12 protein-coding genes and 1 tRNA gene are annotated in these 14,330 nt (G+C 71.3%); 10 read left to right on the top strand and 3 right to left on the bottom strand.

Going from position 1 to position 14,330, the window contains the following annotated elements; genetic code table 11:
* From ACFSL4_RS06735 to ACFSL4_RS06725, 3 genes are all read left to right on the top strand, one after another.
* Positions 1-982, top strand: a 982-nt coding sequence (locus tag ACFSL4_RS06735) for an AIM24 family protein (protein WP_381079551.1), incomplete at its 5' end; no start/stop codon positions are given.
* Between the two features lie 11 nt (positions 983-993).
* Positions 994-1,674: an AIM24 family protein gene (locus ACFSL4_RS06730; protein WP_381079549.1), complete on the top strand. Its 681-nt coding sequence runs from the start codon at positions 994-996 to the stop codon at positions 1,672-1,674.
* Between the two features lie 15 nt (positions 1,675-1,689).
* Positions 1,690-2,445 (top strand): AIM24 family protein, encoded by a 756-nt coding sequence (locus ACFSL4_RS06725; protein WP_381079547.1) that lies wholly within the window; start codon positions 1,690-1,692, stop codon positions 2,443-2,445.
* A 218-nt stretch (positions 2,446-2,663) separates the two neighbouring features.
* Here ACFSL4_RS06725 and ACFSL4_RS06720 read toward each other — a convergent pair whose 3' ends face one another.
* Together ACFSL4_RS06720 and ACFSL4_RS06715 are read right to left on the bottom strand one after the other, a co-directional pair.
* Complete coding sequence (locus ACFSL4_RS06720) at positions 2,664-3,185, bottom strand: NUDIX hydrolase (protein WP_381079545.1); 522 nt, start codon at positions 3,183-3,185, stop codon at positions 2,664-2,666.
* Positions 3,182-4,615 carry a zinc-dependent metalloprotease gene (locus tag ACFSL4_RS06715; RefSeq protein WP_381079543.1) on the bottom strand — a complete coding sequence of 478 codons (1,434 nt, stop codon included), beginning with the start codon at positions 4,613-4,615 and terminating at the stop codon, positions 3,182-3,184. The genes ACFSL4_RS06720 and ACFSL4_RS06715 overlap by 4 nt, the downstream gene beginning before the upstream one ends.
* A 190-nt stretch (positions 4,616-4,805) precedes the next feature.
* On the opposite strand from ACFSL4_RS06715, the gene ACFSL4_RS06710 reads away from it, so the two are divergent.
* The 4 genes from ACFSL4_RS06710 (at position 4,806) to ACFSL4_RS06695 (ending at position 8,307) form a co-directional block, all read left to right on the top strand.
* A complete protein-coding gene (locus tag ACFSL4_RS06710) occupies positions 4,806-5,969 on the top strand; it encodes an SDR family oxidoreductase (protein WP_381079541.1) in 1,164 nt (387 codons plus the stop codon).
* Positions 5,970-6,234: 265 nt separating this feature from the next.
* Positions 6,235-6,693 carry a molybdenum cofactor biosynthesis protein MoaE gene (locus tag ACFSL4_RS06705; protein WP_381079539.1) on the top strand — a complete coding sequence of 153 codons (459 nt, stop codon included), beginning with the start codon at positions 6,235-6,237 and terminating at the stop codon, positions 6,691-6,693.
* A gap of 269 nt (positions 6,694-6,962) precedes the next feature.
* Positions 6,963-7,127: a hypothetical protein gene (locus ACFSL4_RS06700; RefSeq protein WP_381079537.1), complete on the top strand. Its 165-nt coding sequence runs from the start codon at positions 6,963-6,965 to the stop codon at positions 7,125-7,127.
* Between the two features lie 82 nt (positions 7,128-7,209).
* Positions 7,210-8,307, top strand: a complete 1,098-nt coding sequence (locus tag ACFSL4_RS06695; RefSeq protein WP_381079535.1) for a YlbL family protein — start codon at positions 7,210-7,212, stop codon at positions 8,305-8,307.
* 86 nt (positions 8,308-8,393) lie between these two features.
* On the opposite strand, the gene ACFSL4_RS06690 is transcribed toward ACFSL4_RS06695, so the two are convergent.
* Positions 8,394-8,936, bottom strand: coding sequence for a PPA1309 family protein (locus tag ACFSL4_RS06690; protein WP_381079533.1), 543 nt, complete (start codon positions 8,934-8,936; stop codon positions 8,394-8,396).
* 164 nt (positions 8,937-9,100) lie between these two features.
* On the opposite strand from ACFSL4_RS06690, the gene ACFSL4_RS06685 reads away from it, so the two are divergent.
* From ACFSL4_RS06685 to ACFSL4_RS06675, 3 genes are all read left to right on the top strand, one after another.
* Complete coding sequence (locus ACFSL4_RS06685; RefSeq protein ID WP_381079563.1) at positions 9,101-12,085, top strand: UPF0182 family membrane protein; 2,985 nt, start codon at positions 9,101-9,103, stop codon at positions 12,083-12,085.
* 42 nt (positions 12,086-12,127) lie between these two features.
* Positions 12,128-12,201, top strand: a tRNA-Met gene (locus ACFSL4_RS06680).
* A gap of 228 nt (positions 12,202-12,429) precedes the next feature.
* Positions 12,430-14,250, top strand: a complete 1,821-nt coding sequence (locus tag ACFSL4_RS06675; RefSeq protein ID WP_381079531.1) for a tetratricopeptide repeat protein — start codon at positions 12,430-12,432, stop codon at positions 14,248-14,250.
* Positions 14,251-14,330 lie beyond the last annotated feature (80 nt).

The raw sequence follows: 14,330 nt of genomic DNA, 5'->3' as shown, positions 1-14,330 counted from the left end.
CACCCCGCCCGCCGGGACCGTGCCGCCGCCGGGCCCCGCGCCGTACGCCCAGCCGCCCGGGCAGTCCGGCCCACCGCCCGGCTACGGTCAGCAGCCCCCGGCCGCTCCGCCCGGCTACGGCCAGCAGCCGCCCGCACCGACGCCGCCCGGCTACGGTCAGCAGCCGCCCGCACCGACGCCGCCCGGCTACGGCCAGCAGCCCCCGGCCGCGCCCCCCGGCTACGGCCAGCAGCCGCCGTACGGTCAGGCCCCGGGCCCGTACCCGGGCCAGCCCGGCGCCCCCTCCCCGTACGGCGCTCCCCAGGGCGTCCCGCAGGGCGGCGCCGGAGTGGCCGCCGCACTGCAGGCGTTCAAGGAGACGCCCACCGGGCAGCGGTGGACGCAGCAGAACAAGAAGCTCGTCCGTGTCGACCTCGGTATCGGCGGCCAGCCGGTGCTGGCCCGCCAGGGCAGCATGGTGCTCTACCAGGGCAAGGTCGACTTCGGCTACAAGGGCGCCGGCTTCGCCGGGCGCATCGTGGGCAACGCCACCGGCCAGGAGATGCAGCTGATGCGCTGCACCGGCCACGGCCAGGTGTTCCTCGCCGAGAACGCCACCCATCTGCACCCGATCGAACTCCAGGGCGACGCCATCTGCGTCTCCGCGGAGAACGTCCTCGCCTTCGACGAGTCCCTCCAGCACGAGGTCCGGCGCATCGAGGGACACGGCATTCCCGGCGGCGCGCTGTTCACGATGCAGTTCCAGGGCACGGGGACGATCGTCGTGAAGACGCACGGCACGCCCGTGGTGCTCCCCGTCACCCCGACGACGTTCGCCGACTGCAACGCCGTCGTCGCCTGGTCGGCCGCCGCCCAGGTGATCGTCTCCAGCCAGGTGCGCATGCGCCGCAACGCCTACCTCGGAGACACCGGGGAGAGCGTGAACCTGCAGTTCCGGGCGGCGCCCGGCAATTTCGTCGTCGTCCAGCCGTACGAGGTCTGAGGGAGCCCGTCATGAACCAGCCGCTCGCGGGCTACGCCCCCGCACCTGTCGGCGCCCGCATGGAGAACCACGGCAGCCACATGCTCAAGGTCGCCATGCAGACAGGGAACGACCTCCTCGCGCGTGTGGGATCCATGGTCGCCTACGAAGGGTTCATCCAGTACGAGCCCAACCCTCCGGCCGTGCGTCAGATCGCGCGGGACTGGATCACGGGCGAGGGCGCGCCGCTCATGAAGTGCTCCGGCGACGGTCTGCTCTACCTCGCCGACTACGGGGCGAACGTCGTCGTCATCAACCTGGGCGGCGACGCGATCTCCGTCAACGCCACCAATCTGCTCGCCTTCGACGCGCACCTGCAGTGGGGCGTCGAACGCGTCAAGGGGCTCGCCAAGTTCGCCGGGCAGGGCCTGTGGAACACGAAGATCTCCGGGCAGGGCTGGGTCGCACTGACCTCCCGGGGCGAGCCGATCGTCGTCGACTGCGGTGGCGGCGAGGACGAGACATACGTCGACCCGGACGCCCTCGTCGCCTGGTCCCCGAACCTGAAGGTGAAGGGCAAGCGCAGCTTCAAGGCGCAGTCGCTCATCGGGCGCGGCAGCGGCGAGGCCTACCAGATGGCGTTCTCCGGGCAGGGCATCGTGGTCGTCCAGCCCAGCGAGGACAGCGCCGACCGCCTCCGGATCCGGGGCTGAGGGGAACCGCACACCATGCAGAGCACGCTTTTCGGCTACAACGAGCAGCAGACCCAGGAGCGCTACAGCCTGCAGAACACGCAGATGCTGCGCATCGTCCTGGAGGGCCACGACGACATCCTGGCGCGCAAGGGCACCATGGTCGCCTACCAGGGTCTCGTCGAGTTCGACGCCGAGTACCAGGACAGCGGTCAGCAGCGCGCGCGTGCGTACACGGGCGAGGGGCTGGACCTGATGCGCTGCCACGGGCAGGGCACCGTGTACCTGGCGAACCTCGCGCAGTACGTGCACATCATGGACGTCGGGCAGGACGGGCTCACCGTCGACAGCAGCTACGTCCTGGCGATGGACTCCTCGCTGCACCACGAGGTCATCGCCGTGGACAGCCAGTACGGCATCTCGGGCTCCGGCAAGTACCAGCTCAACATCACCGGCCGCGGCAAGGTCGCGCTGATGACATCGGGCGTGCCCCTGCTGATGCAGGTCACGCCGGACAAGTACGTCAACTGCGACGCCGACGCGATCGTCGCCTGGTCCACCGGCCTGCGGGCGCAGATGCAGGCCCAGACGCACTCCTCGGGGGTGTGGCGCCGCCGCGGCAACACCGGTGAGGGCTGGGAGCTCAGCTTCATGGGCAGCGGTTTCGCGCTCGTCCAGCCCAGCGAGTTGCTGCCGCCGCAGAACGCGGTGATCGGCCAGGGGCTGCGGGCCCAGTACGGCATGGGGCAGCACGGGGCGCGCGGGCAGAACCAGGGCAACGTCTGGAGCTGACCGGACGGTTCCCCGGGGAAGCCGTCCGGACGCACACGCAGACGCATTTCCGGACGCTCTTCCGGAGGCACATCCGGAGGCACATCCGGAGGCACATCCGGAGGCACATCCGGGCGCACGAGTCCGGACTCACATCCGGACACACGGGTAAGGGGCGGCCGCCCCTGCGGCCGCCCCTTACCCCTGACCGGGAGCGGTGGGGAGGGCCGGGCCGGGCGTCACAGCCTTGCGCGCGTGGCCTCCAGCAGGCGGACGACCGACCCGTCCGCCACGTCCGACACCTCGTGGTAGGGGAACCAGCGCACATCCAGCGACTCGTCGCTGACCGCGTACTCGGCACCGGGCGGCGCCACCACGGCGTACTGCACGTCGAAGTGCCAGTGGCACGGCGCGGGAATCCGATGCCGGTCCAGACGCACCGGGCCGCCCGGAAGCGGCTCCAGCCCGGCGATGCCGGACTCCTCCACGGCCTCGCGCAGCGCCGCCGCCCCGAGCGTCGCGTCGCCCGGTTCGCAGTGGCCGCCCGTCTGCAGCCACATCCTCAGCTTCCTGTGCAAGGTGAGCAGCACCCGGCCGCGCACCGGATCGACGACCAGCGCGCTGGCCGTGACGTGTCCGGCGTGGCACGACTTCCACACGCCGTCCGGGTGCGCCGCAAGGTGGTCCAGATACGCCTGGCGCAGCTCCTGCTGGTTCTCGTACCCCTTGAGCACGAGGACCGCGTCGTCGTGCAGGCTCACTCGGCGTCGTCGTTCTTGTGGAGGTCCGGCTTCTGCGCGGAGCCGCCGTCCGTCGCCGGGCCGCCGCCCGCCGCCTCGCCCAGCATCTTGTCCAGCTCCGAGAAATCCAGCTGCTCGCGGTGCACGAAGCCGTCCGGGTCGTCCAGGTCGGACGCCGTCGGCAGCATGTCCGGGTGCGCCCACAGGGCGTCACGGCCGTCCACGCCGCGCGCGTCCGTGAGCGACGCCCACAGGCGGGAGGCGTCCCGCAGACGGCGCGGGCGCAGCTGCAGACCGATCAGCGTGGCGAACGTCTGCTCGGCCGGGCCACCGGTGGCCCGGCGGCGGCGCAGGGTCTCGCGCAGCGCGTCCGCGGAGGCCAGACGCGGTTTCGCGGCCGCGTGCACCACGGCGTCCACCCAGCCCTCGACAAGCGCCAGCGCGGTCTCCAGACGGGCCAGGGCGGCCTTCTGCTCCGGTGTGTCCTCCGGCTGGAACATGCCCTGCTGGAGCGCCTGCTGCAGCTCCTCCGGATTCTGCGGGTCGAACTGGCCGACCACGTCCTCCAGCTTCGCCGTGTCGACCTTGATGCCGCGCGCGTAGCCCTCGACCGCGCCGAACAGGTGCGAGCGCAGCCACGGCACATGCGCGAACAGCCGCTGGTGGGCGGCCTCGCGCAGCGCGAGATACAGCCGCACCTCCTCCATCGGCACGCTCAGGTCCCTGCCGAACGCCTCGACGTTCAGCGGCAGCAGCGCGGCCTTGCCGGACGGGCCGAGCGGCAGGCCGATGTCGGTCGAGCCGACGACCTCGCCCGCGAGCACGCCCACGGCCTGCCCGATCTGCGTACCGAACATGGCGCCGCCCATGGAGCGCATCATGCCGATGAGCGGGCCCGCCATGGCCTGCATCTCCTCCGGCAGGACATCGCCCATGGCCGCGCCGACCCGCTCGGCGACCGGGTCGACGAGCTCCTTCCACACCGGCAGGGTCGCCTCGACCCACTCCGCCCGGCTCCAGGCCACGGCGGAACCCGCGCCGGACGGCAGCGACGTCGCTCCGTCGAGCCACAGGTCGGCGAGGCGGACGGCCTCCTGGACCGCGGAGCGCTCGCCGGGGCTCACGCTCGCGTCCTTCGTGCCGTCCGCGGTGCCCTGGGAGACCGTCTGGCGGGCGATCTGCTTGGCCATGTCCCAGTTCACCGGGCCGCCCTCGTACGAGAGCATCTGGCCCAGCTGCTGGAAGGCGGCGCCCAGGTCGCTGGGGTTCAGGGACCCGAACATCGCGGCGAGCGGGTTGTCGGCGCCGGCGCCGCCGGCTCCGGACAGCCCGAAGCCGAACGGGTTGGCCGGACCCTGACCACCGCCGCTCTGCTGGTCCTTCTTCTTGCCCTCGTCGCCGTTCTCCGGCTCCTCCGGCGGAAGGCCGAATCCGAATGGGGTGTCACTCACGGGATTCCTCGGCTGGTAAGGCCACCGGCTCCTCCGGCGGCTGGCTGCCCGACAACACCACCCAGCGTAGACACCCCGGCCCGATCGGGCCTGAGTGCTTCGCCGACACCTGGCCTGCGGCAGGATGGATGCCACCTGGTACGCACGCGTGCACCGCGCCCGTACTGAAGACAACCGCTGGAGACGCCCGGTGAGTTCCCCAGATCCGCAGGTTCGCGCAGCGCGAAACCGTTCAGCCCGCCCGTCACCCGACCACGGCCCCCGGGCGGCGCCGCTGCGCGCCGACGAGCCCACGGCGGTCCGCGGACCCGTCGTCGCGGTCACCGGCGCCGCGTCCGGCGTCGGCGCGCTGCTCACCGAGAGGCTCACCGCCTGCGAGGAGATCAAGCAGGTCGTGGCGATCGACGAGCGGCGCGGGGAGTGCGAGGCGGCGCAGTGGCACATCCTGGACGTGCGCGACCCGGCGATCGCGGACAAGCTGCGGGGCGCGGACGTCGTGGTGCACCTGGCCCTCGACCTGGATCTGGAGACCGATCCGGCGGCGCGCACCGCGTACAACGTCCGGGGGACGCAGACCGTGCTGACGGCCGCGGCGGCGGCCGGAGTGCACCGGGTGGTGCTGTGCACGTCCGCGATGGTGTACGGCGCCCTGCCCGACAACGAGCTGCCGATCTCCGAGGACGCCGAGCTGCGGGCGACGGCCGAGGCGACCGCGGTCGGTGACCTGCTGGAGATCGAGCGGCTCGCGCGGCGGGCGCCACGGGCCCATCCGGGACTGAACGTCACCGTGGTTCGGCCGGCGGTCCTGGTCGGAGGCACAGACACGGCGCTGACCAGGTACTTCGAGTCGCCGCGGCTGCTTGTGGTGGCCGGGTCGAGGCCCGCGTGGCAGTTCTGCCACGTCGAGGACCTGTGCAGCGCCCTGGAGTACGCCGTCCTGGAGAAGGTCGACGGTGAACTGGCCGTCGGGTGCGACGGGTGGCTGGAGCAGGAGGAGGTCGAGGAGCTGAGCGGGATCCGGCGGATGGAGCTGCCGTCGGCGGTCGCCCTGGGGGCGGCGGCCCGGCTGCACCGGATCGGGCTGACGCCCTCGCCCGCCGGGGACCTCGCGTACACCATGTACCCCTGGGTGGTGAGCGGCAGCCGGCTGCACGACGCCGGGTGGCGGCCGCAGTGGACGAACGAGGAGGTCCTCGCGGAGCTGCTGGAGGAGGTGGCGGGACGGCACACCGTCGCGGGCCGGCGGCTCGGCCGCAAGGACGCGACGGCGGCGGGGGCGGCCGGTGCGACCGTCGCCCTGCTGGGTGCGGCCGCGGTGGTGCGCCGGGCACGCAAGGCCCGGCGGCGCATCTGAGGGACCCGGCACCGTCCCCCGGCGCGGGCCGCTGGATGCGCCAGGGCTCCCGCCGTCATGGCGCACGACCACCGCAGGTCCGGTACGGCGTGGTACGGCGAGGCGGGACGGGCCGGAAGGGGCCTCGGCCGCGCGGTGCGAACCCCCGAGAAGCCGGCGCAGGCCGCGCGCCGGCCGCGAGAGACCCGCCCCCAGACACGCGCCTCGCGCGCATTTTGAAGGACCGCTGTTTCCCGTCGTCCGCGGTGTGCGGCACGATGGGGCCATGGCACCCAACAGCGACCACCCCGGTGAGTGGGCGGCGGACGACCCCATCAAGCTGCTCGCGATCCGCGACACACCCCTATCCGTCGACGAGGTGTTCCGGGCCGTCGGGGACGACGCCGCCGGGGGCACCGCCCTGTTCGTCGGAACCGTGCGCAACCACGACGGCGGGGCCGACGTCGAGGAACTGGGCTATTCCTGTCATCCCACCGCCGAGGCCGAGATGCGGCGGATCGCCGAGAAGGTGGCCGCGGAGTACCCGGTGCGGGCCCTCGCGGCCGTGCACCGCGTGGGGGACCTGCAGGTGGGCGACCTCGCGGTCGTCGTCGCCGTGGCGTGCCCCCACCGGGGCGAGGCGTTCGACGCCTGCCGCCGGCTGATCCACGACCTCAAGCACGATGTGCCCATCTGGAAGCACCAGAGGTTCTCCGACGGCACAGAGGACTGGGTCGGCGCGTAGCGCCGTCGTTGCGGGGTGGTGGCCGGGCGACGGGAGGGCGGGTCGGCGCGTAGCGCCGTCGTTGCGGGGTGGTGGCCGGGCGACGGGAGGGCGGGTCGGCGCCTGCTGAGCCTGGCTCCGCGCCTCGTTTCGCCTTTCTTTCCATGGTCCCACCGATCTCTCACCGTCCTCCGGTTGCGTAACCGGACCCCTGGCGTGAGCGTTGAGACTGCGGATGACTAATCTGCTGATCAGTCAGTTGCGGTCGCTCATGGGGTTGGGAGGTCGGCATGGCGGTGCTCGCCTGGTTGCTGATTCCGTTTTTGGCCGCGATCGGTGCCGGACTGTGGGGCAGTTGGGTCAGCCGTCACCGCACGACGGCGGGTGACGGCTCCGAGCTCGCCGGGTACGCACGTTTCCGCGAGGCCATGGAGAAGTCCCACACGGGCGGCTGAGCGCCTGGGAACCCAGGGGGCCGTCCGCTCGTACGGACGGCCCCGACGGTGCACCGACGGGACTGTCCCGTACTGTCGTTCCATGCCACGCCGCACCGCGACGATGCTCGCCTCCACCCTGATGCTGATCGCGCTCCTGTGCGCGGGAGTGTTCATCCCAGTGCCCTACTCCGAGCTGTCCCCGGGCCCCACGGTGAACACCCTCGGCGAGCACGGTGGCGAGCCGGTGCTGCAGATCTCCGGGCACAAGACCTATCGGACGACCGGCCATCTGAACATGACCACCGTCCGGGTCACCAGCGCCGACTACAGGATGAACCTCGTCGAGGCCGTCTACGGGTGGCTCGCGCACGACGACAAGATCGTGCCCCATGACACGCTCTACCCGGACGGCAAGACCGAGGAGCAGTCCACCCAGGAGAACGCGGAGGAGTTCAGCCAGTCACAGGAGAGCGCCAAGGTCGCCGCCCTGAACGAGCTGGGCATTCCCGTGAAGTCCTGGGTGATCGTCTCCACCGTCCTCAAGGACTCGCCCGCCGAGGGCAGGCTGCACGCGGGCGATGTCGTCAAGGCCGTCGACGGGACGGCCGTGAAGGCGCCCGACGACGTCGCCGAGCTGGTCACCCGGCACAAGCCCGGCGAGGACGTCGTGTTCACGATCATCACCGCCAGGGAGCAGGCCGCCGCCGAGAAGGCGCACAGGACGGCCACCGCGACCCAGGACGTGACGATCACCACGACGAAGTCCCACGACAGCGGCCGGCCGCGGGCCATCGTGGGGATCTCCGCCGGAACGGACCACACGTTCCCGTTCACCATCGACATCAAGCTCGCCGACGTCGGCGGACCGAGCGCCGGTCTGATGTTCGCGCTCGGCATCTACGACAAGCTCACTCCGGGAAGCCTCACCGGCGGCCGGTTCGTGGCCGGCACCGGCACCATCGACGACGGCGGCACGGTCGGTCCGATCGGCGGCGTCGAGATGAAGACCGTCGGCGCGCGCAGCAAGGGCGCCCAGTACTTCCTGACGCCCAAGGACAACTGCGCGGCCGCCGCCAAGGACGTCCCCGAGGGGCTCACGCTCGTCAGGGTCAACACCCTCGACGACGCCCTGAACGCCCTCAAGGACATCCGTACCGGCAGGACCGCGGACCTGCCGAAGTGCACCACCAAGGGCTGAGCCCGGAGGTCCACAGACCCTGAGGATGGGGAGGCCCGCGGGACGGGATGCCCGCAGGACCGGAGGGCAGGACGCCCCGGAGAAAATCAGTCCTCGAATGTCGCCGACAGCGCCTCCGCGAGGCCCGGCACCAGGTCCGGACCCGTCAGCACCTCCGTCGTGGAGTCCTTCTCGCGCAGCCGCAGCGCCGACTCGCGCGCGCCGTCCCGCAGGACCCCCACGGTCATCCGCACCTCCTGACGCTCGGGGTGACCGGCGACCCACCGCGCGAGCTTCTCGTCGCTGAGCCCCTCGGGGACCTCGGCCTCCGCGGACGGCGGCAGCATCAGCCGCTCCACCGTGAGTGCGCAGCCGGTCACCGCGTCGGGCCAGGCGATGGTGCCGAGGAACTCGTCCAGCGGCCTGTCGGCGGGGATCTCGTCCTGCTCGATCGGGGTGAGCCCGGCGGTCGCGGACTCGTCGGTCAGGCCGAGCTGGGCCGCGAGCGAGGGCTCCTGGGCCCGCAGTCGCGCGGTGTCTACCAGGGCGAACAGGCGGGCGGGCTGGTCCCAGCCGAGGCCGGAGGCGTACTCGTCGATCTCGAGCACGGCCCGGGTGAGGGGGCTCGCTGCCATGGGTGTGTTGGACATGGTCACAATCCTGCCTCGTTCTCACCCGGAAGCGGGAACCGAGTAAAGCGCCAGTAAGTTGCATAGGTGTGGCTCCCCGACCGTGGGGCCTCGTCCATGGTCCGCGATCACGGGGGCCTGACGGATCAACAGCGAACTTCGAGGTGCGCACCTTGGCTTTCCAGATGCCGGACCGCGGCGGAGGCCCGACGGGACCGCGGATCAGAGTGGGCCGCCCGTCCCGGCGGGCCCGGACGTTGCTCATGACCTTGGGCATCCTCGCCGTCCTCGGCATGGCGTTCGTGATGTTCGCCGGCTTCTGGACGGACTGGCTCTGGTACCGGTCGGTGAAGTACTCGTCGGTCTTCACGATCACTCTGTGGACCAAGATCGGGCTCTTCTCCGTCTTCGGACTGTTGATGGCGGCCGCGGTCGGCCTCAACATCTGGCTCGCGCACCGGCTGCGTCCGCCGCTGAGCGCGATGTCCATGGAGCAGCAGAGCCTCGACCGCTACCGGATGGGGATCGCGCCCTACAAGAAGTGGCTGCTCCTGGGGATCACGGTCCTGGTGGGCCTGATCGCGGGGGCGTCCGCGTCCAGCCAGTGGCGGACCTGGCTGATGTGGGTCAACGGCGTGCCCTTCCACCAGAAGGACCCCCAGTTCCACCTGGACGTCGCCTTCTACGCCTTCGACCTGCCCTGGTACCGGTTCCTGCTCGGTTTCGGCTTCGCCGCCACCGTGCTGTCGCTGATCGCCGCCGCGCTCACGCACTACCTGTACGGCGGCCTGCGGATCACCTCTCCCGGGGCGCGAGCCACGGCCGCCGCGACCGGGCACCTGTCGGTGCTGCTCGGCGTCTTCGTCGCCCTGAAGGCCGTCGCCTACTGGCTCGACCGGTACGGACTCGCGGTCAAGTCCAGCGACTTCAAGGCCACCGACAGCTGGACGGGCCTCAGGTATGTCGACGCGAACGCCTATCTGCCGGCCAAGACGATCCTGTTCTGCATCGCCGTCATCTGCGCGCTGCTCTTCTTCGCCACCCTGTGGCGGCGCACCTGGCAGCTGCCCGTCATCGGCTTCGGCCTGATGGTCCTCTCGGCGATCCTCATCGGCGGGCTGTACCCGGCGATCGTCCAGAAGTTCCAGGTCCAGCCGAACGAGCAGGCGAAGGAAGCGCCGTACGTCGCGAAGAACCTCAAGGCGACCCGCGAGGCGTACGGGATCGACGGCGCCCAGGTATCGGAGTACGCGGGCAGGAGCGACACCGAAGACAAGAGCAAGCTGCGCAACGCCGCCGACGCCACGGCGAGCATCCGCCTGCTGGACCCGAACATCGTCTCCCCGACGTTCCAGCAGCTCCAGCAGATGAAGAACTACTACGCGTTCCCGGCCAACCTCGACGTCGACCGCTACACGAAGGCCGGCAAGGACCAGGACACGGTCATCGGCCTGCGCGAGCTGAACCTCCGGGGCATCCCGAAGCGGAACTGGATCAACGACCACTTCCGCTACACACACGGCTTCGGCGTGGTCGCCGCCAAGGGCACCACCGCCGACGCCAACGGCCAGCCCGTCTTCACCGAGTCCGACCTGCCGTCCACCGGTGACCTGGGGACGTACCAGCAGCGGATCTACTACGGCGAGAAGACGACCGCGTACTCGATCGTCGGCGGCCCCCAGAAGGAGATCGACTACTCCGACGACAGCGGCGAGAAGACCACCAGTTATCAGGGCGGGAGCGGGGTCAGCCTCGCCAGCCCGGTCAACCGGGCCGCGTACGCGGTGACGTTCAGCGAGCCGCAGATCCTCTATTCCGGTGCCATCGGCGAGGGCTCGCGGATCCTGTACAACCGCACACCGAAGGAGCGCGTCGAGGCGGTCGCGCCGTGGCTGACCATCGACGGCGACGCCTATCCCGCGGTCGTCGACGGACACATCCAGTGGATCGTCGACGCGTACACGACGACGAACGGCTATCCGTACGCCTCCCGCACCACCCTCGGCGACACGACGGCCGACTCGCTGACCGCGGGCAACACACAGCGCGCGGTCATGGCCCAGCAGAACCAGGTCAACTACATCCGCAACTCGGTGAAGGCGACCGTCGACGCGTACACCGGCGAGGTCAGGCTCTACCAGTGGGACACCGAGGACCCGGTCCTGAAGACCTGGATGAAGGCGTTCCCGGGCACGGTCAAGCCCCGCGGTGACATCCCGCCGTCGCTGATGTCCCATCTGCGGTACCCGCAGGACCTGTTCAAGGTCCAGCGCGAGCTGCTGACCCGTTACCACGTCAAGGACGCGCAGACCTTCCTCAGCGGCAGCGAGGTGTGGCAGGTGCCGGACGACCCGACGAACAAGTCGGGCAACGCGGTGCCGCCGTACTACCTGAGCATGAAGATGCCCGACCAGCAGGCGCAGGCGTTCTCGCTGACGACGACGTTCACGCCCAACGGGCGTGACAACCTCAGCGCGTTCATGGCGGTCGACGCCGAGGCCGGCAGCAGCGACTACGGCAGGATCAGAATCCTGAAGCTGCCGACGAGCACCACCGTCGACGGACCCAAGCAGGTCCAGAGCCAGTTCAACTCCGAACAGGACATCGCCGAGTCCATCAGGCTGCTCAAGGGCGGCGACTCCGACATCGAGTACGGCAACCTGCTGACCGTGCCGCTCGACGGCGGACTGCTGTACGTGGAACCCGTCTACGTACGCGGCGGCGGGCTCAAGTACCCGCTGCTGCGCAAGGTCCTGGTGACCTACGGGGGCAAAACCGCGTTCGAGGACACGCTCGACCTGGCGCTCAACAAGGTCTTCGGCACGCAGGGTTCCACACCGCCGCCGGACACCGGCACCACCCAGCCGCCGGTCACCGGCAACCCGACGGTGCAACAGGCGCTCGACGACGCTCAGAAGGCCTTCGCCGCGGGCCAGGAGGCCCTCAAACAGGGCGACTGGGGAGCGTACGGACGGGCGCAGAAGGACCTCGAAGCCGCGCTGAAGCGGGCCGAGGAGGCCCAGTCCAAGGCCGGCGCGACCACAAGCAGCGGCGGCAGCAAGGGCAACAGCACGCCGTCCGCCGGTGCGAGCAACTCGCCCAGTGGTTCGCCGGGCAGCAGTCCGAGTGCCGGACCGAGCGGTTCGCCGGGCGGTTCGGGCGGCGGCTGAGCAAAGCCCCTCCCGCGCCGTGGTACGGTTGCCGAACAACGGCGCGGGGTGGAGCAGCTCGGTAGCTCGCTGGGCTCATAACCCAGAGGTCGCAGGTTCAAATCCTGTCCCCGCTACTGAAGTCGAGGGCCCGGATCCTGATCAGGATCCGGGCCCTCGACGTGTGTGCGACACGACGAGGCGTACACCGTGACCTGGCGACATTGCGTGAAGTGCGATTCCTTACGGGGGCAGTTGGCCGTTCTGTGTTTGACTTATCTCTCTGTGGGCATGTCGACAAAACGCTGAAGTGACCTCACTGGCTGCGGTATACCAGGTGTACCCGGGTTGCAGGTGGTGCGACGATGGACGTTATGGGGGAGAAGGCAACTCTGTTCGAGACAGGGCGATTTGTGCAGCTCGGCGACCAGCACGCCGATCGGGACGAGGCGGGCGAAGCGGCCGAGGAGGCGCGGCAGCGGCTCGCCGCCGAGGCCGGAGACGTCGAGGCGATGAGCGTCCTCGGGGCCATGCTGCTGCGTCGTGGCGATCTCGACGGAGCCGAGCCCCTGTTGCGTGCCGCCACCGCCGCGGGCGACCGCGCCGCGGCCAACAACCTGGGCGTGCTGCTGCACCAGCGCGGATACGCGGAGGAGGCCGCGGGCTGGTGGCGGATCGCCGCCGTCGCCGGCTCCGCCGCGGCCGCGCACGCGCTCGGACGGCACCACCGCGAGCGCGGCGACGAGCCCGCCGCCGAGTACTGGCTGCGCCAGGCCGCAGAACAGGGACACACCCTCGGTGCGTACGCGCTCGCCGATCTGCTGGAGCACCGAGGCGACGATGGCGGGGCCGAGCGGTGGATGCGGGCCGCCGCCGAACGCGGGCACCGCGAGGCCGCCTACCGGCTGGCGCGGGCCTACGACCGCAAGGCCCTGCGCACGCAGGAGGCCGGTGGCGACAACGGTGTCGCGCCGTCCCTGTTCGAAGAGGCCGAGCAGTGGTACCGGCGGGCCGCCGCGCGCGGGCACCGCCGGGCCGCGCTGCACCTCGGCGCGATCCTGGAGCGGCGGGGTGACCTCAAGGAGGCCGGGCGCTGGTACCTGACGAGCGCCAAGGACGGGGAGGTCCGCGCCGCCTGTGCGCTCGGCTTCCTGCTGCGTGACGCGGGCGACACCGAGAGCGCCGCGGTCTGGTGGCTGCGGGCCGCCCAGGAGGGCGACGGCAACGCGGCGAACGCGCTGGGCGCGCTGCACGCCGAGCGCGGCGAGACCCAGACCGCAGAGCGGTGGTACCGGGCGGCGATGGACGCCGGTGACGTCAACGGCGCGTACAACCTCGGGCTGCTCTGCGCCGAACAGGGACGGACCTCGCAGGCCGAGCAGTGGTACCGGCGGGCGGCGTACGCCGGGCACCGGGAGGCGGCGAACGCGCTCGCCATCCTGCTGCTGCAGGCCGGGGACCCGGCGGGTGCCGGACCGTGGTTCTCCAAGGCCGCGGAGGCGGGGAGCGTGGACGCCGCGTTCAACCTCGGGATCCTGTACGCGGGGCGCGGCGAGGCCGGGACGGCGCTGCGGTGGTACGAGCGGGCGGCGGCCGCAGGGCACACCGAGGCGGCGCTCCAGGTCGGGATCGCCCGGCTGCGCGACGGCGACGAGCGGACGGCCGAGCGGCATCTGCGCTGCGCCGCCGGGGGCGGCAGTCCGGAGGCCGCCTACCGGCTGGCCACCCTGCTGGACGCGCGCCGGCCGCCGGTGCGCGTCCATGAGCTGGGCGAGCCGTCGCACGACAAGAGCGAGTGCGAGGAGTGGTACGAGCGGGCGGCGTCGCAGGGGCACCGGCGGGCACAGGTACGGGTCGGGATGCTGGCGGCCGCGCGGGGCGACGTCGTGGAGGCGGCCCGGTGGTACCGGGAGGCGGCGGAGGGCGGATCGCGGAACGGGGCGTTCAATCTGGGTCTGCTGCTGGCGCGGGAGGGCAGCGAGCCGGAGGCCGCGCTGTGGTGGACACGGGCGGCGGACGCCGGGCACGGCCGGGCCGCGCTGCGTCTCGCCCTGGTCCACGCGCGCCATGGAGAGCTCGCGGAGGGGCAGCAGTGGGCCGACCGGGCGGTGTCGCTCGGTCCGGTGGAGGTCTCCGAGCGGGCGGCGCGGTTGAGTGACGCGCTGCGGCAGGAGCTGTCGGCCTGAGGGCGCGGCGTGACCGTGCGCCGCCTCCGTGCCGTTTCCTAAGTGATTTGCCTCTGTCCGCGTCGTTGACGTAGTGTTGC

Source organism: Streptomyces caeni (genome assembly GCF_042678285.1).
Classification (GTDB): Bacteria; Actinomycetota; Actinomycetes; order Streptomycetales; family Streptomycetaceae; genus Streptomyces; species Streptomyces caeni.
The sequence above is the reverse complement of the archived record's forward strand: the minus strand, read 5'-3'. Positions and strand labels throughout refer to the sequence as shown.